At 66.3% G+C, this 21,338-nt stretch carries 17 protein-coding genes; 10 read left to right on the forward strand and 7 right to left on the reverse strand.

The annotated features are described in order from the left end of the window. Window positions 1–74: 74 nt before the first annotated feature. Window positions 75–2,315: a primosomal protein N' gene (locus L2I41_RS07220; RefSeq protein WP_237152856.1), complete on the reverse strand. Its 2,241-nt coding sequence runs from the start codon at window positions 2,313–2,315 to the stop codon at window positions 75–77. 116 nt (window positions 2,316–2,431) lie between these two features. Between L2I41_RS07220 and pdxY the strand changes: the two genes are divergently transcribed. The 3 genes from pdxY (at window position 2,432) to L2I41_RS07235 (ending at window position 5,219) form a co-directional block, all read left to right on the forward strand. Beyond that, window positions 2,432–3,292, forward strand: coding sequence for a pyridoxal kinase (gene pdxY, locus L2I41_RS07225; RefSeq protein WP_237152857.1), 861 nt, complete (start codon window positions 2,432–2,434; stop codon window positions 3,290–3,292). A 43-nt stretch (window positions 3,293–3,335) separates the two neighbouring features. Continuing rightward, the gene (locus tag L2I41_RS07230) at window positions 3,336–3,680 is read left to right on the forward strand and encodes a hypothetical protein (RefSeq protein WP_237152858.1); all 345 of its coding nucleotides are present in this window, start codon (window positions 3,336–3,338) and stop codon (window positions 3,678–3,680) included. A 63-nt stretch (window positions 3,681–3,743) separates the two neighbouring features. Beyond that, the gene (locus L2I41_RS07235) at window positions 3,744–5,219 is read left to right on the forward strand and encodes a multicopper oxidase family protein (protein ID WP_237152859.1); all 1,476 of its coding nucleotides are present in this window, start codon (window positions 3,744–3,746) and stop codon (window positions 5,217–5,219) included. Between the two features lie 40 nt (window positions 5,220–5,259). Here the strand turns inward: L2I41_RS07235 and L2I41_RS07240 are convergent, their stop codons facing one another. The 6 genes from L2I41_RS07240 to L2I41_RS07265 all read right to left on the reverse strand — a co-directional run bounded on the left by L2I41_RS07240 (window position 5,260) and on the right by L2I41_RS07265 (window position 12,223). Continuing rightward, window positions 5,260–6,636 carry an FGGY-family carbohydrate kinase gene (locus L2I41_RS07240; RefSeq protein ID WP_237152860.1) on the reverse strand — a complete coding sequence of 459 codons (1,377 nt, stop codon included), beginning with the start codon at window positions 6,634–6,636 and terminating at the stop codon, window positions 5,260–5,262. Between the two features lie 15 nt (window positions 6,637–6,651). Next, window positions 6,652–7,656, reverse strand: a complete 1,005-nt coding sequence (locus L2I41_RS07245) for an ABC transporter permease (RefSeq protein WP_237152861.1) — start codon at window positions 7,654–7,656, stop codon at window positions 6,652–6,654. Continuing rightward, a complete protein-coding gene (locus L2I41_RS07250) occupies window positions 7,653–8,642 on the reverse strand; it encodes an ABC transporter permease (protein WP_237152862.1) in 990 nt (329 codons plus the stop codon). Before L2I41_RS07250 ends, L2I41_RS07245 begins: the two co-directional genes overlap by 4 nt. Further along, complete coding sequence (locus L2I41_RS07255; RefSeq protein WP_237152863.1) at window positions 8,639–10,180, reverse strand: sugar ABC transporter ATP-binding protein; 1,542 nt, start codon at window positions 10,178–10,180, stop codon at window positions 8,639–8,641. The genes L2I41_RS07250 and L2I41_RS07255 overlap by 4 nt, the downstream gene beginning before the upstream one ends. A 168-nt stretch (window positions 10,181–10,348) precedes the next feature. Then, a complete protein-coding gene (gene rhaS, locus L2I41_RS07260) occupies window positions 10,349–11,344 on the reverse strand; it encodes a rhamnose ABC transporter substrate-binding protein (RefSeq protein WP_237152864.1) in 996 nt (331 codons plus the stop codon). A 66-nt stretch (window positions 11,345–11,410) separates the two neighbouring features. After that, on the reverse strand, window positions 11,411–12,223 hold the full coding sequence (locus L2I41_RS07265) for a DeoR/GlpR family DNA-binding transcription regulator (protein ID WP_237152865.1): 813 nt from the start codon (window positions 12,221–12,223) through the stop codon (window positions 11,411–11,413). 232 nt (window positions 12,224–12,455) lie between these two features. On the opposite strand from L2I41_RS07265, the gene L2I41_RS07270 reads away from it, so the two are divergent. The 7 genes from L2I41_RS07270 (at window position 12,456) to leuC (ending at window position 21,305) form a co-directional block, all read left to right on the forward strand. Next, complete coding sequence (locus L2I41_RS07270; protein ID WP_237152866.1) at window positions 12,456–14,558, forward strand: bifunctional rhamnulose-1-phosphate aldolase/short-chain dehydrogenase; 2,103 nt, start codon at window positions 12,456–12,458, stop codon at window positions 14,556–14,558. 123 nt (window positions 14,559–14,681) lie between these two features. Then, window positions 14,682–15,950, forward strand: coding sequence for an L-rhamnose isomerase (locus L2I41_RS07275; protein ID WP_237152867.1), 1,269 nt, complete (start codon window positions 14,682–14,684; stop codon window positions 15,948–15,950). 3 nt (window positions 15,951–15,953) lie between these two features. After that, window positions 15,954–16,805, forward strand: coding sequence for a rhamnulose-1-phosphate aldolase (gene rhaD, locus L2I41_RS07280; protein ID WP_237152868.1), 852 nt, complete (start codon window positions 15,954–15,956; stop codon window positions 16,803–16,805). Between the two features lie 2 nt (window positions 16,806–16,807). Continuing rightward, entirely contained in the window at window positions 16,808–17,122 is a 315-nt protein-coding gene (gene rhaM / locus L2I41_RS07285; protein ID WP_237152870.1) for an L-rhamnose mutarotase, read from the forward strand. Between the two features lie 210 nt (window positions 17,123–17,332). After that, complete coding sequence (locus L2I41_RS07290) at window positions 17,333–18,019, forward strand: carbonic anhydrase (protein WP_237152871.1); 687 nt, start codon at window positions 17,333–17,335, stop codon at window positions 18,017–18,019. Between the two features lie 215 nt (window positions 18,020–18,234). After that, a complete protein-coding gene (gene leuB / locus L2I41_RS07295) occupies window positions 18,235–19,347 on the forward strand; it encodes a 3-isopropylmalate dehydrogenase (RefSeq protein WP_237152872.1) in 1,113 nt (370 codons plus the stop codon). A 548-nt stretch (window positions 19,348–19,895) separates the two neighbouring features. Further along, entirely contained in the window at window positions 19,896–21,305 is a 1,410-nt protein-coding gene (gene leuC / locus L2I41_RS07300; protein WP_237152873.1) for a 3-isopropylmalate dehydratase large subunit, read from the forward strand. Window positions 21,306–21,338 lie beyond the last annotated feature (33 nt).

Here is a 21,338-nt window from a genome sequence, read left to right on the forward strand (position 1 = left end):
CCGGTGAGGGACGTCTTGAGGCCGCGCTTGCGGGATCCTCCGTAAGTAGGACCATAGCGAGGCACTTGATCGTTTTAGAGGAAGCTTTGGGGGTCTATATCCACGTAAACTTCAACCCCTCCTGTTGGCTTCGGCGCCGCAGCAATCCAGGATCGCATATAGGCCGAAAGGTCGGTTTCCCGCCCCGTATGCACCAAAAGTCTAAAGCGGTGCCGCCCCCTGACGACGGCGATCGCCGCTTCCGCCGGCCCGAGCACTTCAATGGCGGCATCGTGGGGCGCCGCCTGCGCCAGCGCACGCGCATGATCCTCGGCCCGTGCCCGGTCGGGCCCCGACACGATCACCGCCGCCAGCCGTCCGAAGGGGGGCATGCGGGCTGCCTCGCGCTCCCTGAGCTCGGTGGCATAGAAGCGCTCGGGGTCGCCCGACACCAAGGCACCGATCACCGGCGTATCGGGATTATAGGTCTGCAGGATGCCGATCCCCTTGCCCATCACACGGCCGGCGCGGCCGGTCACCTGCGCCAGCAGCTGGAAGGTTCGCTCGGCCGCCCTGAGGTCGCCCTGCGACAGACCGAGATCGGCATCCACCACGCCCACCAGGGTCAGCTTGGGGAAGTTGTGTCCCTTGGCCACCATCTGCGTGCCCACGACGATGTCGCATTCGCCGCGCGCCACCGCCTCGAACTCGGCCTTGAGCCGCTGGATGCCGCCGCCGGTGTCCGACGACAGCACCACGGTCCGCCGCTCGGGCAGGAGCGTCTGGAGCTCCTCGGCAATGCGCTCCACACCCGGTCCGCAGGCGGTGAGGCTGTCAAACGTCCCGCAGGACGGACAGGCTTCCGGGCGCGGCGCCGTATGGCCGCAATGGTGGCACACCAGACGGCCGCGGAACCGATGCTCCACCAGCCAGGCCGAACATTCCGGACACTGGAAGCGAAAGCCGCAGGACCGGCACAGCGTCAGCGGCGCATAGCCGCGCCGGTTGAGAAACAGCATGGCCTGTTCGCCACGCTCGGTCGTCTGCGCAATGGCCGCCAGCAACCCCGGCGCCAGGAAGCGACCACGCGGGGGCCCCGCCTTGCGCATGTCGATCACGTGGAGCTGCGGCAAATCGCGTCCGGTGGCGCGCTGGGTCAGCACGAGATGCCGATAGCGGCCGCGCTCCACATTGACCCGGCTTTCCAGCGACGGCGTCGCCGACGCGAGGATCACCGGGATCTTCTCGAGATGCCCGCGCACCACCGCCATGTCGCGCGCATGGTAATTAGCCCATTCTTCCTGCTTGTAGGCGCCGTCATGTTCCTCGTCGACCACGATCAGCCCGAGATCGCGGAACGGCAGGAACAGCGCCGAGCGTGCCCCCACCACCACGCGCGCTTCGCCGGTTGCCACCGCCCGCCAGGCCCGCGCCCGCATGCGCGGCGACACATCGGAATGCCATTCGGCGGGCAAAGCCCCGAAGCGCTCGGAGAAGCGTTCGAGAAAGGCCTTGGTCAGCGCGATCTCGGGGACGAGGATCAGCGCCTGCCGTCCGACCCGCAGGCAGTCGGCAACCGCCTCCAGATACACTTCCGTCTTGCCCGAGCCGGTGACGCCATCGATCAGCGTTACTCCGCCTTCAGGCGCCACCTCGCGAATGCGCGCCACCGCCGCCGCCTGTTCGTCCGTGAGCGGCAGGGGATTGAAGCCCGGCTCCGGCGGGCGGAACGGCCGGCCCGGCGGCAGGTCCACTTCCGCAAGCGTCCCGCTCTCCACTAGACCTTCCACCACCGACGCGCTGACACCCGCAGCGTTGGCAAGACCCGAGCGCGTCCAGGCCATGGCCCCATTGTCTTCAAGCAGTGCCAGCACCCGCCGCCGGGCATCGGTCAGGCGCTCGGGCGCCGGCCCCTGCCGCACCAGCCCGCGCAAGGGCGGTTCCGGCTCCAGCGCTTCAGGCGCGCGGATGGCCATGCGCATCACCATGCCACGCGGTGTCAATGTGTAGCGCGCCACCCAGTCGATGAAGTCCAGTTCCGCCCTGGGCAGCGGCGGCACATCGAAGGCCACCTCGATCGGCCGGAGACGGTTGGACGACGAGGAGAGCTGCGGCGCTTCCCCCGTGACCACGCCCACCACCTTGCGCGGCCCGAGCGGCACCTGCACGATGCTGCCCGGCTGCACCTGCATCCCCCTGGGCACCCGATAGGAATAGCTTTCATCCAGCGCGACCGGCGTGACCACCTGCACGACATCGCCCCCGACAAGCGGCTCGGCGCCTTCGGGTGTTGGGAAGAGATCGGAGACGGAGGAGATCGACTTGGGGCTGCGCATGGACCGATTCGCGATGACAAGGCTCAACTATACAGTATAAGGAAGCCCGCTGAGGCAATGGCAGGCCGATGAATCGGGACGCCCGTCCGGCAAAGCTGCTAACCCCGGAAAGCGCCATGGCCCTGCCCGCCGTCATCGTCGTCTCCTCCTTCGTCGCCCGCGGCTCGGTCGGTGCCCGCGCCGCCTTCGCGCTGGAGCGTCTCGGTCACCGGGTGTGGACGCTGCCGACAGTCCTTCTCCCCTGGCATCCCGGCCACGGCCGTGCCCATCGCCACAACATCCCCGACGACCATTTCGCCGATCTTGCCGGCGACCTCGCCGGTGCCAGGTGGCTGAAGGAAGTCGGCGCCATCATGACCGGCTATTTCGCCTCCCCCGCCCAGGTCGAGGCCGCCGCCCGTCTGGTCGCCGCCGTCAAGGCCGCCAATCCCGCCGCGCTGCACCTGTGCGATCCCGTGCTCGGCGACAACGGCAGTCTCTATGTGCCCGAGCCCGTCGCGATCGCCCAGCGCGATACGCTGCTGCCCATTGCCGACCTCGCAACGCCCAACCGTTTCGAACTCGGCTGGCTGACCGGCCGCACCGTCGAGGACATGACGTCGCTCATCGAGGCCGCGCGGGTGCTCGGCCCGGCCGAAGTCGTCGTCACCTCCGCCCCGGCGGTGATGCGCGGCAAGATCGCCACCGCCCTTGTCAACGCGCGCGACACCCTGGTGGCGGAAAATCTTCTGGTCACAGGTGCCACCTCTGGCAGCGGTGATCTGTTTGCCGCCCTGTTCGTCGCCCGCAAGCTCGCGGGCGCTACGGCGGAAGCCGCCCTCGCGTCGGCCGCCGCCACCACGTTCGAGATCATCGCCCGCACCGCCAAGGCCGGCGGCGACGAACTCGATCTTGCCGCCGAACAGTTGGCCATCGTCAATCCCGTCGCATCCGTCGATATCAGGCGTTTTGCCGCCGCAAGGGCAAGGCCCGCCTGATCCCGCCTTGCTGATGCCGTGATCTGGAGCTAGCATCTCCATCATGACGCGCTGGCTTGCGACCTTCTTTCTCGCTCTTGCCATGGCACTGACGCCGATCACGGCCTCCGTGGCCATGACGCATGATATGGCCGCACAGTCGGCGGTCGCCACCAAGGCAGCACTCAGCGTCCTCCACCACAAGGCCTCGGCCCCCTGCCACGGCAAGGCGGACAAGGTCGGCCATGATCACGCCACCGCCTGCTGCCCGGTCTGCACCGCCTGGCCCTCCTTCGCCCTCTCCTATCCCGAGCGGTCCACCGCCGGGGGATCCTTGCTGCAGTCTCGGCCCGGCCTCGCCCTCTCCGGCTTGACCGTAGCGCCACCCGACGACCCGCCGCGCGTCTGATTTTCCGTCCCTTGCATCGCCTCCCCACACCGGGAGCAAGCACACTCTCAACGGAAGATCATCATGAACCGCAGACATTTCCTGCTCGCCGCCGCGAGCAGCCTCGCCCTGCCGGCGCTGTCGCGCCCGGCCTTTGCCACCGCACGCAAGCTCACCGTCGCCTCGCGAACCCTCGACATCAACGGCAAGGCCGCCACCGTCTATGGCCTCACGGACGACGCCGGCCGTCCCGGCCTCACGCTCGCCCCCGGCGAACGCTTTGCCGTCGACCTCGCCAATCGCCTCGACGAGCCCACCATCGTCCACTGGCACGGCCTCACCCCGCCCTGGCCGCAGGATGGCGTGCCGGATAATCCCCTGCCGGCCCTCGCGCCTAGCGAAACCAGATCCTACGACTTTGCCGTCAGCCACCCCGGCACCTTCTGGATGCACGCCCACACGCTGCAGGAGCAGAACCTCCTGGCCGCACCGCTGATCGTCCATTCCGCCGAGGACCTGACCGCTGACCGGCAGGAGGTCGTTGTCCTGCTGCACGACTTCTCCTTCACGCCGGCAACCGAACTTCTCGCCCGCCTGACCAAGGGCAGCGGCCAGTCCATGCACGGCATGGCGCATGGCCCCATGCAGATGGGCGGGATGAAAATGGACGGCATGGGAGGTATGGACATGGGCTCCCAGAGCATGGGGTCCATGAAAATGGGGTCCATGGATCACGGTGCCATGCAGCAGGCCATGCCCGGCGGCATGGACCTCAACGACATCAGCTATGACGCCTATCTCGCCAACGACAGGACGCTCGACGATCCCGAGGTGATCACGGTCGAAAAGGGCGGCCGCGTCCTCGTTCGCCTGATCAACGGCGCCACCGCCACCCAGTTCACCATCGACTGCGGCAGCCTTGCCGCCAGTCTCGTCGCCGTTGACGGCTATCCGGTCGAGCCGCTGTCCGGCGCCCGCTTCCCCGTCACCATGGGCCAGCGCCTCGATCTGTTGCTGGAGATACCCGCTACGGGCGGCGCCTTCCCGATCCTGGCCCTGCGCGAGGGCGGCGTGGAGCGAACCGGTGTCATCCTTGCCACTGCCGGCGCGCCTGTCGGCCGCCTGGCCGTCGCCGGAGAGGACGCGGGTCCCGTCCTCGATCTCTCCGTCGAGTCCCGGCTGATCGCGCGCACCCAGCCGCCACAGGCGCCGATCGCGGCACGCCATGACGTCACCCTCGCCGGCGACATGATGAGCTACACCTGGGCCATGCAGGGCGCCGAGGCCATCGTGCTCACCCAAGGCCATCGCGTCGCCGTCACCATGGCCAATCGCAGCATGATGGCGCATCCCATGCACTTGCACGGCCATCGCTTCCAGGTGATCGCCATCGACGGCAAGCCGATCAGTGGTGCAGTGCGCGACACGGTCCTTGTGCCGCCGGGCCGCAGCGTCACCATCGCCTTCGACGCCGACAACCCCGGCACCTGGCCGTTCCACTGCCACCATCTCTATCACATGGCCTCGGGCATGATGGTGCACCTGCCCTACGCAAGCTGAGGACAAGGCCCCGCCGATCTACCAAGATCGGCGGGAGCCCCTAAAGCCGTCTGTGCCAGTCCTCGGCATAGTCGTATAGCAGCGCAGGATCGAACTCCGGTTCGGGGGCTGCAACAGCCTCCAACTTGACGATCTGGTCCCTGGGGCGGGCCAGCATGGCCGCGCCGGTCGAGGTGCCCGTCGTCCCGAGCGCAATCTCCACCGGTCGTTCGGTCAGCACCACCAGCGCGGCTGCGAACAACCCGTTGCGCCCGAACGGCCCCTCGATCACCGTCGGACCGTCGGCGCCGGCCACCGCCAGACATTGCCGGGCCACCAGCGCCAGATAGAGATCCACCGCTGCAACGCGCTCGCCGGGCGTGAGCGCTGCAGGATCGATCGTCCAGCCGCCCTTGCGGGCGCCATAGGGGCCGGAACCCGGCGTCAGCGTCGGCAGCACCATGGCCTTCGAGCGCAACACGGATCTAATATCCTCTGTCGTCGGGGGTGCCTTCACCCCTTCCGTCAGGAGCTCGAACTCGCGCCCGCCCATGAACCGCGCCGAGGGAACGGCACGGCCGAAGGCGTCCACGTTGGACAGACCGTCGCAACCGGGATCAAGCCCGTCGAGCGTCCCGCCCACGGCAAAGGCGATCACCCAGGTCCCCGTCGACAGCACCGCAAAGGGCGCCGGGCGCATCAGCAGATGCGGCAGCAGCGAGGCATTGGAATCGTGAAGGCCGCAATGAACCGGCGTATCCCCGGGCAATCCCGTCGCCGCCGCCACTGCCGGCGTGATGGGTCCCAGCACGTCGAAGGCGGACCGGAGTTCGGGGAAGAGCCCCGTCCAGCCGAGACGCGCCACCATGGTCGACAGGCGCCCCTCGCGCGGCGCCCACAGATCCGTATGGCAGCCCAGCGACGTTGCCTCGGATGCCTTGCGGCCCGAGAGCCGATAGGCCCAGTATTGCGGATAGGGCAATACGTCGGTGACTGTGGCAAAGCTCTCCGGAAAGGTCCGCTGCTGCCAGAAGAGTTGCGCTCCCGCATTGAGCCCGCCGGGCAGGCGCGGCGCGAAACTCTCCGCAAAGGGCGGGCGCACGGACGCATATTCAGCGGCAAGGCCATCCGGCCCCAGGAACTCATAGTCGAGCACCGGCATCGCCAGGCGGTCGCCCGCCATCAATGCGAGCGACGCGCCATGCGTCGTCACCGAGATGGCATCGATCCGATGCTGACGGCCGGCTTCCGCCAGCGCCTCCAGAAAGAAGGCCCAGATGCCCTCGGTATCATAATGCGGATAGGGCGCCGCCTGGACGACCGCGTTGGGCCGTGCGCGGACGAACAGGTCCGCGCCGGCGTCGAGGTCATGCACCACCAGCTTGACGTTGGTCTTGCCCACATCGAGCACGGCAACCAGTCGCGGCCTGTCGCTCATGGCGCGCGCCTCCGGTCAGCCGCGCCGCCGCAGCGCGGCAAGGCGACGGAACACGATCGGTACGGCGATGACGCCGATCAGCATCAGGCCGATGAAGATCGACATGATCACGCCGGGCACGTTGAGCAGGCCAAGGCCGAAGGTGATCAGCCCCATCACGAAGGCAGCGATCACCACGCCGAGGATCGAGCCCGACCCGCCGTTGATGTTGATGCCGCCGAGCACCACCATGGTCACCGCCTCGAGTTCCCAGCCCTGCGCGATCGACGGCCGCGTCGATCCGAGGCGCGAGGTGAGCATCACCGCGGCAATGCCCGAGGCGACGCCCGTCATCAGGAACAGGATGAACTTCACCCGTTCCACATGGACGCCCGAGAAAGTGGCGGCCAGCGCGTTGTTGCCGATGGCGAACACCTGCCGGCCGAAGATGGTCCGGTGCAGCACGATGCCGCCGACGAGAGCCAGGATGAGAAAGGCGACGAACTCGAAGGAGAACACCCACCACACATAGCCCTGGCCGAACCAGGCGAAATCGGCGGGATAGCCCTTGTAGACCTGGTCGCCCAGGATGACATAGGCGAGCCCGCGGAAGAGGCTCATGCTGCCGATGGTCACCACGATCGACGGCAGGCGCAGGCGCGTCACCAGCACGGCGTTGAAGGCGCCGCAGCCAAGGCCGACGCCAAGGCCCACCAGCACCAGCGTCCCCGTGCCCGCCCCGGTCTGCGCCACCGCGCCCATCAGGGTCGACGCCAGCGCGATGATGCCGGCCACCGACAAGTCGATCTCGCCCGACACCACCAGAAAGGCCATGGCCACGGCGATGATCGCCTTCTCGGTGAAGTTGAAGGTGGCGTCAGAGAGGTTCCAGGGATCGAGGAAATAGGGGGACGCCAGCGAGTTGGCGATGAAGATCGCCACCGCCACCAGAACCAGCAGCAGTTCCCAGCTGCGCAAGGCGGCCGACAGCGGACTGTCCAGGCGATCGGGAATATGCCGGGCGCTCGTGATCTCGCTCATAGCACGATCTCCTTGCGGCGCAGGATGTTGCGCCCCACCGAGCGTTCGGCCCGGGCGTTGATGGTCACCGCCGCGATGATCACGGCACCGGAGATCGCCATCTGCCAGAAGGGCGACACGCCGATCACCGGCAGCGCATTCATGATCAGGCCGAGGAACAGCGCCCCGAGCACCGTGCCGGCCACCGATCCGATGCCACCGGCAATGGAGACACCGCCGATGACGCAGGCGGCGATCACGTTGAGCTCGAAGCCGCCGGCCACGTCCACATAGGCCACCGCATAGCGCGACACCCACAGATAGCCCGATAGCCCCGCCAGCATGCCGGAGAGACAGAAGGCGTAAAACCGTGTCCGCCCCACGTCGATGCCGGTATAGACGGCCGCCACCGCATTGCCGCCGGTGGCAAAGAAGGCCCGCCCGATCGGCGTGCGATCGAACAGCAGCACGCTGAGGCCGATCGCCAGGATGGCGAGCCAGGAGAGCACAGGCAGCCCCGCCACCACCGCGCGCGGCAGTTCGAGGAAGGCCGGCGACATCTCGTGGGCATTCACCCAGGCACCGCCCGATTCCACGAAGGCAAGGCCGCGATAGATGGTCAGCGTGCCCAGCGTCACCACGATGGGCGGCATGTTGAGCCGCCAGACCATCAGCCCGTTGATGGCTCCAAGCGCCAGCCCCATCGTCAGGGCGAGCCCCATCAGCACCAGGATCGACAGGTCGGGAAAGGCGTGGTTCAGCATCGCCACGGTCATGCCGGTGAAGGCGAGATTGGCCGCCACCGACAGGTCGATCGACTTGGTGAGGATCACCGCCATCTGACCGAGGGCGAGGATGATCAGGATGGACGTGTCGTGGAACACGTTGGCGAGCGAGGCCGGCGTCGCAAATTCGGGAAAGCGCGCCGTCACGCCGATCAGCAGCGCCAGCATGGCGCAGAGCAGCAGCGTCTCGCGCCGCGCCAGAAGGGTTCGGATGAGGCTCATTGTCTGCCCTCGCTGTTGCCCGTTGCGGCGCGCACCAGGATTTCCGGCGTCAGTCCCTGCCGATCGAACAGGCCGGCCATGCGCCCTTCCCGCATCACCAGAACCCGGTCGCTCATGCCAAGGACCTCGGGGATTTCACTGGAAACCATGATGACGGCCAGCCCTTCGGCGGCAAGCTCGCTCATGAAGGCGTGCACCGCCGCCTTGGAACCGATGTCGATGCCCTTGGTCGGCTCGTCGAGGATGATGACCTTGGGCCGCGTCGCCAGCCACTTGCCGATCACCACCTTCTGCTGATTGCCGCCCGAAAGCGTGCCCACCGGCTGGCTGAGGGAGGCCGCGCGCAGGTCGAGCCGCTCGGCATAGGTGCGGGCAAGCGCAAACTCCTCGGCCATGCGCAGGAAGTTGCGCCGGCTGGTTTGCCGGAGCGACGGCAGCGACATGTTGGAGACGATCGGCATGGCGGTGATCGCCCCATGCCGCCCGCGCTCTTCCGGCACATAGACGATGCCGGCGCCGATGGCGTCCGACGGCGAACGGGTGACCAGCGGCTGCCCGTCGAGCAACACCTCGCCCGATCCCGGCCGGCTCACACCGAAGAGCGCCTGGCAGACTTCCGACCGACCGGCGCCGACGAGGCCATAGAGCCCGAGGATCTCGCCGCGCCGCAGGTCGAAGGAAATGTCGTCATATTCGGTGGGATGGCTGAGCTTGCGCACCGAGAAGACGGTGTCGCCGATCTTGGGCTCGCCCTTGGGGAACACATGCGCCACGTCGCGGCCGACCATCATCTTGACGAGGTCATGCTGATCGACGTCGGCGAGCAGACCAGCCCCCACCTGCCGACCATCACGGAACACGGCATAATACTCGGCGATGCGCCAGACTTCCTCGAACTTGTGGCTGATGAACAGGATGGCCTTGCCGGCCGCTTTCAACCGCGCGACGATGCGGAACAGATCTTCCACTTCCTTGTAGGACAAGGCCGCCGTCGGCTCGTCCATGATCACGATCCGCGCGTCCACCGACAGGGCACGGGCGATCGCCACCAGATGCCGCTGGGCGATGGACAGATCCTTGAGCCGCACCCGCGTCGAGATGGGCGCGTCGATGCCGTGCAGGATGGCGGCCGCGCGCGCATGCATGGCGGCCCAGTCGACGAACCCCAGGCGCGTCCGCGGCGCGTGGCCAAGGAAGATGTTCTCGGCCACCGTCAGCTCGTCGAACAGCACGGTTTCCTGGTGGATGGCCGTCACACCCGCCGCCTGCGCCGCGTCCGCCGTGGCAAAGCGCACCGGCTTGCCGTCGACGCGGATCTCGCCGCTGTCGGGCTGGTAGATGCCGGTCAGGCACTTCACCAGCGTCGACTTGCCGGCGCCGTTTTCACCGATGAGCGCCGTCACATGGCCAGCCCGGAGACTGAGCGCCACGTCCGACAGCGCCTTCACGCCGGGAAAGGACTTGGATATGCCGACCATCTCGAGGAGCGGCTGCGCCTCGGCGGTGTGGACCGACTGGGTGGGGGACATTGCATTCATGAGGGGGTACTCGAACGCCTGCGGGCGTGAGACGTCGGCAAGCGTCTGGATGGCTTGCAGAGGACCGTCTCTCCAGCACACCGGCTTCAAGCAGCGGTGCGCTGGAGAGACGTCTTGCGGAATGTCCGGACCCGGCTGCCCGGGTCCGGTTGTCAGTGCGGCAAGACCTCAGAAGATCTTGGCGAATTCCTCGACGTTCTTGGCGTCGTAGACGAAGGGATCGGCCATGGCGCCCGAGCTGGTGTCGTCGAGCTTGACCTTGCCCATGCGGCCCATCGGGATCTCGGCGCCGGGCTTGGCTTCCGCCTTGCCGGTGGCGAGCTCATAGGCGATCGTCGTGGCGGCATAGCCCAGGTCGATCGGGTTCCAGATGGCGAAGGACTTGGAAGAACCGGCCTTCACATGGCCGGCCATCTCGGAGGGCAGGCCGAGACCGGTGACGTTGATCTGGCCGGTCTTGCCGGCGTCTTCCACCGCCTGTGCGGCAGCGACGATGCCGACCGAGGTCGGGGCGATCACGGCCTTGAGGTCGGGATACTTGGCGATCAGGCCCTGCATCTCGCGGTAGGACTTGTCGGCGAGGTCGTCGCCATAGACGGTGTCCACCAGCTTGACGCCCGGATACTTGGGCAGAACCTTCTTCATCTCCTCGATCCAGGTATTCTGGTTCGTGGCGGTGGAGGCGGCCGAGAGAATGGCCACGTCGCCCTTGCCGTCCGGCAGATTGTCGGCGGCCATCTTCACGCACATGTTGCCGATCAGCTCGTTGGACGAGGGATTGAGGTGCATCAGGCGGCCTTCCGGCGCCACGCCCGAATCCCAGGAAATGACGGTGATGCCGCGTTCCATGGCCTTCTTGAGGGCCGGAACCAGCGCGTCCTTGTCATTGGCGGAGATGGCGATGGCATTGACCTTCTGGGCGATCAGCGAATTGATCACCTCGATCTGGCCTTCGGCCGTGGTGTTGGTCGGACCGGTGTAGATCACTTCCACGTCGCCCAGTTCCTTGGCGGCTTCCTGAGCCCCCTTGTTGGCGGCGTCGAAGAAGCCGATGCCGAGCGCCTTCACCACGAGGGCGATCTTGACGGTTTCGGCGCTGGCAGGCCCGGCCAGCATGGCCAGGGCGACGGCAGTCGTTGCGGCAAGCTTCTTGAACAAGGTCATTGGTCTATCCTCCCGTTATGCATGACCCCCGACGACGACCGCCCGCGCTCCTCCTCGAGCGCTTTGTCAGGCAACCGTCGCGGATTGCTGCTCCGCATCGCCCGCCTCGACCGAGGCGACGATGAGGGTGACGCCGGCGCTCTCCACGAGGCGCCGTGCCTCGTCGTCGATGCCGTCGTCGGTAATGATGGTCGCCGCCCGGTCGAGCGGGCACAGGATGTTGCTCGACCGGCTGCGGAACTTCGAACTGTCCACCAGCAGGATCATCTCGTCGGCCTGCTTCATCAGGCGCTGTTCCGACTGGATGATCAGCGAATCCGATTCCATGATCCCGAGTGCCGAAACGCCGCGCGCGCCGAGAAAGAAGCGCTTGGCATAGAAATGCGGCGTACCGTCATTCTCGAAGGGCGACAGGATGATGTTCTGTTCGCGATAGATGGCGCCTGCCGGCACCACCACCGTGCATTTGGAATGCTTCACCAGATGCTCGGCGATCGGGAACGAGTTGGTCAGCACCTGCAGCTTGAGCCCGCTCAGGAAATGCACCATCGGAAAGGTGGTGGTGCCACCGTTGATGATGATCGCCTCGCCGTCATGACACAGCTTTACCGCCTCACGCGCAATTGCGCGTTTCTGAGCGGTGTTGATCGCTTCGTCCACCCGGAACGACCGCGCCGCCAGCGTTCCCACCTGCATGGGATGCAGCGCTTCGGCCCCGCCGCGCACCTTCCTGAGCTTGCCTTGCAGTGCCAGCGCCGAAATGTCGCGACGAATGGTCGCTTCCGACGCCTCCGTCAGCTCGGCGATGTCCTGCACGGTCAGCACCGGCCGCTCCTGAACGGCGCTCAAGATGATCCGGTGACGCTCACGTTCGTGCATGGTTGCTCCTCTTGCCCATATCAAAACGGTTTAGATTCGGATTGTCAATCACAAACGATCATGATTTTTCATATTGCGATGCAACATGATCGATTATGATTATTCCTGTTGACAGGCTGACGCTCCCTGCGCGATATCAGAAACGACTGGGACGCGGCAGTCGGTGACGGGAAACCCGTCGCGGGGACCATACAGAAACGGCCGCGAGCCGCAATTGACCTGGGAGGGGAGAATGACTGCTGGCGCCATCACCGGGCTTCTGGAAAACCGATGGGACGAGGCCTATGCCGCCACGCTCGACGAACCTGGCCGTCTGCTTTATCGCTCAAATCTGCTCGGCTCCGACAAGCGGATCACCAATTACGGCGGCGGCAACACCTCCGCCAAGGTGACCCACAAGGACCCGCTGACCGGTGAGGACGTGACCGTTCTCTGGGTCAAGGGCTCGGGCGGCGACGTCGGCTCCATGAAGCTCGACGGTTTCTCCACCCTCTATCTCGACAAGCTCGAGCGGCTGAAAACCATCTATCGTGGCCCCGACCACGAGGACGAGATGGTCGGCTACCTGCCGCATTGCACCTTCAATCTCAACCCGCGCGCCGCCTCCATCGACACGCCGCTGCACGCCTATGTGCCGCGCAAGCACGTGGACCACATGCACCCGGACGCGGTGATCGCCATCGCCGCCACCGCCACGTCCAAGGCCTTGACCGCGGAGATCTATGGCGACGAAATCGGTTGGCTGCCCTGGCGTCGCCCCGGCTTCGAGCTGGGCCTGATGCTGTCGCAATTCGCCCATGACAACCCGAACGCCAAGGGCTGCGTGCTTGAAAGCCACGGCCTGTTCACCTGGGCCGACAGTGCGCGCGACTGCTACGAGACGACGCTCGCCATCATCAACAAGGCCATCGCCTATTTCGCCGAACAGGGAGCCGGCAAGGTCGCCTTCGGCGGTGCCGTCACGCCGACGCTCGCCCCCGACGCCCGCCGCGCCGTTGCCGTTCGCCTGATGCCGGAAATCCGCGCCCTGATCGGCGGCGACGAACGCAAGGCCGGCCATTTCGACGACAGCGCCGCCGTGCTGGAATTCGTCGGCTCGGCCAATCTGCGCCCGCTCGCGGCTCTCGGCACGTCCTGTCCCGACCATTTCCTGCGCACCAAGATCTGCCCGCTGGTGCTCGATTTCGATCCGGCCGGGGACAATCTCGACGCCGTCATCGCCGCCCTGCCCGAGGCGGTCGCGACCTATCGCGCCGGCTATGCCGCCTATTACGAGCGCTGCAAGCACGCCAACTCGCCTGCCATGCGTGACGCCAACGCCGTGATCTATCTGGTCCCCGGCGTCGGCATGATCTCCTTTGCCCGCGACAAGGCCACCGCGCGCATCGCCTCCGAGTTCTACGTCAACGCCATCAACGTCATGCGCGGCGCTTCCACCGTCGGCACCTACGTCGGCCTGCCCGAGCAGGAAGCCTTCGACATCGAATACTGGCTGCTCGAAGAGGCCAAGCTGCAGCGTATGCCCAAGCCGAAAGCACTGGCCGGCCGCATCGCGCTGATCACCGGCGGCGGCGGCGGCATCGGCAAGGCCTCGGCCATCCGCATGCTGATGGAAGGCGCGGCCGTCGTGCTCGCCGACATCGATCCCGCCGCCCTCGACGCCGCTGCAAGGGAGCTCGGCGGCAAGTTCGGCGCCGATCAGGTCCGCACCGTGGCCATGGACGTCACCTCGGAGGCCTCCGTCATCAAGGGCTTCGCCGACGCCACCGTCGAATATGGCGGGCTGGACATTCTCGTTTCCAATGCCGGCATCGCCTCCTCCGCCCCGGTCGACCAGACCGAGCTGTCCATGTGGGACCGCAACATGGACATCCTCGCCAAGGGCTACTTCCTGGTCAGCCGCGAGGGCTTCCGCCTGATGAAGCGCCAGCGCCTCGGCGGCTCCATCGTCTTCGTCGCCTCCAAGAACGGTCTTGCCGCCTCGGCAGGCGCCGCCGCCTATTGCACCGCCAAGGCTGCAGAGATCCATCTGTGCCGCTGCCTGGCGCTCGAAGGCGCCGATTTCGGCATCCGCGCCAACACCGTCAATCCCGACGCCGTGCTGCGCGGCTCGCGCATCTGGTCGGGCGAATGGCGCGAGCAGCGCGCCGCCGCCTCCAACCTGACGCCGGATTCGCTCGAGGAGCACTATCGCAAGCGCTCCATGCTGAAGCTGTCGGTCTTCCCCGAAGACGTCGCCGAGGCCATCTACTTCCTCGCCTCGGACCTTGCCGCCAAGTCGACCGGCAATATCATCAACGTCGATGCCGGCAATCAGGTGAGTTTCACGCGCTGAGCCGACGCCAGAGCGCGCCCGCTTCGACACCGTGCCGCCCCGTCACTCCCCTGACGGGGCGGCACCAAACAACAAGACAAGCCGCCAGGCCCTCGCCAGGGAGATGACGGCGGAGGAAAGCCGATGGAGACCAAGGGATCGACCCTCAAGGCCTATGAACTGGCCAGGGAGTATTTTGCCGCCACCGGCGTCGACGTCGACGCCGTCCTCGACAAGCTCGACGCCGTGCCCATTTCCATGCACTGCTGGCAGGGCGACGACGTCCGCGGCTTTGAAAACCCCGATCAGGAGCTGACCGGCGGTATCCAGGTCTCCGGCAACTATCCCGGCCGCGCCCGCAATGCCGGCGAGCTGCGCGCCGATCTCGATCTGGCCATGTCGCTGATCCCCGGCGCCAAGCGGCTCAACCTGCATGCCCTCTATCTGGAAGCCGACAAGCCGGTCGGCCGCGATGCCATCGAGCCGCGCCATTTCCAGAACTGGGTCGACTGGGCCAAGGCCAAGGGCATCGGCCTCGACTTCAACCCGTCCTGCTTCAGCCATCCCCTCAGCGCCGACGGCCGCACCCTCAGCCATCCCGACAAGGCGATCCGCCAGTTCTGGATCGACCATTGCAAGGCGAGCCGCCGCGTCTCCGAGCATTTCGGCAAATCGCTCGGCACGCCGTCGGTGATGAACATCTGGATCCCCGACGGCTCCAAGGATTTCCCCTTCGACCGCTTCGGCCCCCGCGCGCTGCTGCGCGACGCCCTCGACGCGGTGATCGCCGAGCCCATCTCTCAGGACTTCCACTTCGACGCCGTCGAAGGCAAGCTGTTCGGCATCGGTGCGGAAGCCTATACGGTCGGCTCCAACGAGTTCTACCTCGCCTATGCCGCCACGCGCAAAGTCATGCTCTGCCTCGACGCCGGTCACTTCCATCCGACCGAGGAGGTGGCCGACAAGCTGTCCGCCGCCCTCTCCATGATCGACCGCGTGCTCTTGCACGTCTCCCGCCCCATGCGCTGGGACAGCGATCACGTCGTCCTGCTCGACGACCCCACCCAGAACATCGCCAACGAACTGGTCCGCGGCGGCGTGCTGCCGCGCGTCGCCATCGGCCTCGATTTCTTCGACGCCTCCATTAACCGCATCGCCGCCTGGGTGGTGGGCACGCGCAACATGCGCAAGGCCCTGCTGCGCGCCATGCTGGAACCGGCCACCGCCTTGAAGGACGCCGAAGCCAAGGGGGACGGTGCCCTGCGCATGGCCCTGTTCGAGGAGCACAAGTCGAGCCCCTGGACGGCCGTCTGGGCGCAGTATTGCGAGAGCCGCAACACGCCTGCCGGCATGGGCTGGATGGACACTGTGAAGACTTACGAGCGCACCGTCCTCGCACAGCGTGAGGGCTGAACCATGGCAAGCGACATGCAATCGGCCTGGTTCGTTGACGCCATGGTCAAGGCCACCACGGACTGCTGGGAAAAGGGCTGGGACGAGCGCAACGGCGGCAACGTCTCCCTGCGCCTGCTCGACAGCGACATCGCGCCCTATGCCCCCTCCGTGCTGCGCCAGATCCCGCTGGCCGATCCGATCCCCGAACTGGCCGGACAGGTCTATATCGTCACCGGCACCGGCAAGTTCTTCCGCAACGTCCAGCTCGACCCGCGCAACACCCTCGGCGTCATCAGGCTGACCCACGACGGCGCGGCGCTCGACGTGCTCTGGGGCTTTGCAGACGGCGGCGGCCCCACCTCCGAGCTGCCCGCCCATCTCAAGTCGCATCTCGCCCGCCAGGCCCTGACCGGCGGCCGCGATCGGGTGATCATGCATTGCCATGCCACCAACCTGATCGCGCTGACCTATGTCCTCGAGCTCACCGACGCCAATGTGACGCGCGCGCTCTGGGAAGGCTCCACCGAATGCCTGGTCGTCTTCCCCGACGGCGTCGGCACCATGCCCTGGATGGTGCCGGGCACCGAAATCATCGGCGAGGCCACCGCCCGCTCGCTCGGCCGCCGCGCCCTGGTGCTCTGGCCCTTCCACGGCGTCTTCGGTGCGGGACCGACGCTCGACGATGCCTTCGGTCTGATCGACACCGCCGAAAAGGCCGCCGAGATCCTGGTCAAGGTGCTCTCCATGGGCGGTCCCCGCCAGACCATCACCACGTCAGACCTCACGGCCCTGGCCGCCCGCTTCAAGGTGGTGCCGCAGCCCGAAGCCATGGCGCTCACCGGCTGGCGTCTCGCCTCGCGTGGAGGAGAATGATCATGATCCGCAAGGCCTTCGTCATGTGGGTCAATCCCGAAGCCCATGCCGAATACAAGCGCCGCCACGACGAGATCTGGCCCGACCTTGCCGCGGCGCTGAAGGCCCATGGCGCCCACAACTACGGCATCTGGCTCGACGCCGATACCAGCATGCTCTTCGCCTCCGTCGAGATCGAGTCCGAAGAGCGCTGGAACGCCATCGCGAGCACCGAAGTCTGCCAGCGCTGGTGGGCCTACATGGCCGACATCATGCCCTCCAACCCGGACAACAGCCCAAAGTCCAGGGAGCTGCGCGACGTCTTCTTCCTCGGCTGAGGGGCCTGTGCCTCAAACCGGCGTGCGCCGGGGAGCGGCGTCTGGGTAAATCAAACCGGGCGCGCGCTTGTCGTCCCGCCCTTGAGCCTCATATGCGCAGAGAATATATTTGGTCCTGACAAAGACTCCGAATTGCCCGGTCGGCGGCAAGGCTGTAGAGGTCTTGCCGCCGACCTGTGCAGGGCCGGCTTTTGAAAGGGACCGCCGAACATGTCCGATCCGACGATCCGCCCGCCGCTTCCCGCCAGCTTTCCCAGCCGCCTCAATGACGGCTACCTGTCCTTCCGCGCGGGGCGCTATCCGACCGAGAACGACCGCTACAAGCGTCTCGGGGAAGAAGGCCAGAAGCCCCAGATCATGATCATCGGCTGCTGCGACAGCCGCGTATCGCCCGAAGTGATCTTCGACGCCGGCCCCGGCGAGATCTTCGTGGTGCGCAACGTGGCCAATCTCGTGCCGCCCTTCCATCCCGACGGCGAGTTTCATGGCACCTCCGCCGCGCTGGAATTTGCCGTGGTCGCCCTCAAGGTCAAGCATATCGTGGTGATGGGTCATGGCCGCTGCGGCGGTATCCGCGCCGCCATCGACGGCACCGACGAGCCGCTGACCCAGAGCGACTTCATCGGCCGCTGGATGAGCATCCTCTCCGGTACCGCCGACGAGGTCCGCTGCGACCATTCCGTGGCGCCCGGCCTGCGCTACAAGACCTTGGAACACGAGGGCATCAAGGCGTCCTTGCGCAACCTGATGACCTTCCCCTGCATCCAGACCCGCGTCGCCAAGGGATCGCTGCGCCTGCACGGAGCCTGGTTCGACGTCTCCGAAGGTGAGCTGCACATCCTCGACCCGGACAGCGGCAGCTTCGCCGTCATCGAAAGTCCTGACGCAGCGAACTGATCCGGCCGCTTTCGGCCTTGCGTGGAACCGCCGGTCTCGCTAGTGGTCTGCATCATTGAAAATGACATGAGCAGACCACCAGCAAATATCTGGTGCGACTGTATCGTCACTGATTTTGATCCTCAAGGTCGGTGACGCGCCGCACTGGAGCATTCGCCCGAAAAGACCGGCATTCCGGCCTTGCCCCTGCCATTGCAAGCCGAGGACTGAAGACGATGACTGAGACCAAGCTTTTCCTTCTGCCGGGTGACGGTATCGGCCCCGAGATCATGGCCGAGGTCGAGGCCATCATCGCCTTCCTCAACGCCAAGGGCCTGACCAACTTCGTCACCGATCGCGGCCTCGTGGGTGGCTGCGCCTATGACGCCCATGGCGCCGCCATCTCCGAAGCCGACATGCAGAAGGCGCTCGCCGCCGATGCCGTGCTGTTCGGCGCCGTCGGCGGTCCCAAGTGGGACAGCGTTCCCTACGAGGTGCGCCCGGAAGCCGGTCTCCTGCGCCTGCGCAAGGACCTCGGCCTGTTCGCCAACCTCAGGCCCGCCATCTGCTATCCGGCGCTCGCCGACGCCTCCTCGCTCAAGGCCGATCTGGTCGAAGGCCTCGATATCCTGATCGTGCGCGAGCTGACCGGCGGCGTCTATTTCGGTGAGCCCAAGGAAATCGTCACGCTGGAAAACGGCCAGAAGCGCGCCGTCGATACCCAGCTCTACACCACTTCCGAGATCGAGCGCATCGCTCGCGTCGCCTTCGACCTCGCCCGCACCCGCAACTCGCGCGTCGCCTCCGCCGAGAAGCGCAACGTCATGAAGTCGGGCGTGCTCTGGAACCAGGTGGTCACCCGCATTGGCAAGGACGAGTTCGCCGACGTCAAGCTCGAGCATGTGCTCGCCGACAACTGCGCCATGCAGCTCGTGCGCCGTCCCAAGCAGTATGACGTCATCGTCACCGACAACCTGTTCGGCGACATCCTCTCCGACGTGGCCGCCATGCTGACCGGCTCGCTCGGCATGCTGCCGTCCGCCTCGCTCGGCGCCCCCGATGCCGCCACCGGCAAGCGCAAGGCGCTCTACGAGCCCGTGCACGGTTCGGCCCCGGACATCGCCGGCACGGGCGCTGCCAACCCGATCGCCATGATCGCCTCCTTCGGCATGGCCCTGCGCTACTCCTTCGGCCTCGTGGACCTCGCCACCAAGCTCGATCAGGCCATTGCCGGCGTGCTCGGCAAGGGCCTGCGCACCAAGGACATCGCCAAGGCGGGCGAAGCCACCATCACCACCAAGGAAATGGGCGCCGCCATTCTGGCCGAGTTCAAGACGCTGGTCGGCTGATCCCGCCCCGTTCACAGACAGGTCACGCCATTGTTAACCGCCCCGGCCTTGTTTCAAGACCGGGGCGGTTCAATATGAAGGTCATGACGCCGCCGCCTTTTCGATCGGCACTGCCCCCCCGTCTAGCCGACTGCGGTGGAGCGTCTCCCGGCCCCCCTGCCGGGCTTGCGCTGAACCCATAGCGCCGCGCCCGACCGTTCCCCCGACGGTCGGGCGCCTTCGTTTGTAGGCTGAAGCCGTGCCATTCGGGCGGCCTCTTGCCGCTTTGCCCGAGGCCTCCCATCTTTCGGCCCATCCGCCGCCCACAACACAGATTGTGAAACCCCGGAAATTTCAGTATAGAACGCGCCATGCTGAAGAGAGCCGCCCATCCGCGCCACATGACCACGAGCGAATTCACGCCGGTGCATGATCACGCGCGCCTGCCCTGGCGGTTTCTGGCGCGACAGACCGGCGACGGCCGACTCTGACGGCCCAATCCGTCCGCTCCCATTTTCTCGACGATCAGCCCCCGATCGGGGTCACCGCCTTCAGGAAAGTCACATCAGATGACCGCCAAGCTCCGCACTCTCTATGACAAGATCTTCGACGACCACGTGGTCGACACTCAGGCCGACGGCACCTCGCTGCTCTACATCGACCGTCATCTTGTCCACGAAGTGACCAGCCCGCAGGCCTTCGAGGGTCTGCGCAACACCGGTCGCAAGGTCCGCGCGCCGCAGAAGACGCTCGCCGTGGTCGACCACAACGTGCCCACCACCGACCGCAGCAAGCCGATCGAAGATCCGGAATCGCGCGACCAGGTGAGCCAGCTGGCCATCAACGCCGCCGAGTTCAACGTCGAATATTACAACGAGCATGACAAGCGTCAGGGCGTCGTCCACGTGGTCGGCCCCGAGCAGGGCTTCACCCTGCCCGGCATGACCATCGTCTGCGGCGACAGCCACACTTCGACGCACGGCGCCTTCGGTGCGCTGGCCCATGGCATCGGCACCTCGGAAGTCGAGCATGTGCTGGCGACCCAGACCCTGATCCAGCGCCGCGCCAAGAACATGCTGGTGCGCGTCGACGGTCAGCTCTCCGACGGCGTCACCGCCAAGGACATCGTGCTTGCCATCATCGGCGAGATCGGTACCGCCGGCGGCACCGGCTATGTCATCGAATATGCAGGCGAAGCCATCCGCTCGCTGTCGATGGAAGGCCGCATGACCGTCTGCAACATGTCGATCGAAGGCGGTGCCCGCGCCGGCCTGATTGCGCCGGACGAGAAGACCTTCGAATACATCAAGGGCAAGCCCAAGGCTCCCAAGGGCGAACAGCTCGAAGCCGCGCTCGCCTACTGGAAGACGCTGTTCACTGACGAAGGCGCGCATTTCGACAAGGTCGTGGTGCTCGACGCCGCCAAGCTGGTTCCCACCGTCACCTGGGGCTCTTCGCCCGAGGACGTGGTGCCGGTGACCGGCGTTGTCCCGAACCCCGACGACATCGCCGACGAGACCAAGCGGACTTCCAAGTGGCGCGCCCTCGACTACATGGGCCTCAAGCCGGGCACCAAGATGACCGACGTCACCGTCGATCGCGTCTTCATCGGCTCCTGCACCAACGGTCGCATCGAGGACCTGCGCGCCGCTGCTGCCGTCGCCAAGGGCAAGAAGGTGGCCGCCACCGTCAACGCCATGGTCGTGCCGGGCTCGGGTCTGGTCAAGGAGCAGGCCGAAGCCGAAGGTCTCGACAAGATCTTCATCGAGGCCGGCTTCGAATGGCGCGAGCCGGGCTGCTCTATGTGCCTGGCCATGAACCCCGACAAGCTGAAGCCGGGTGAGCGCTGCGCGTCCACTTCGAACCGCAACTTCGAGGGCCGTCAGGGCTACATGGGTCGCACCCATCTCGTCTCGCCGGCCATGGCTGCGGCCGCCGCGATTGCGGGAAACTTCGTAGATGTTCGCACGTGGAAGTGACATTCAAGTCACCATCGCTCCATAACAATTAGT

Origin of the sequence: Oryzibacter oryziterrae, assembly GCF_021864535.1 — a bacterium.
Classification (GTDB): domain Bacteria; phylum Pseudomonadota; class Alphaproteobacteria; order Rhizobiales; family Pleomorphomonadaceae; genus Pleomorphomonas; species Pleomorphomonas oryziterrae.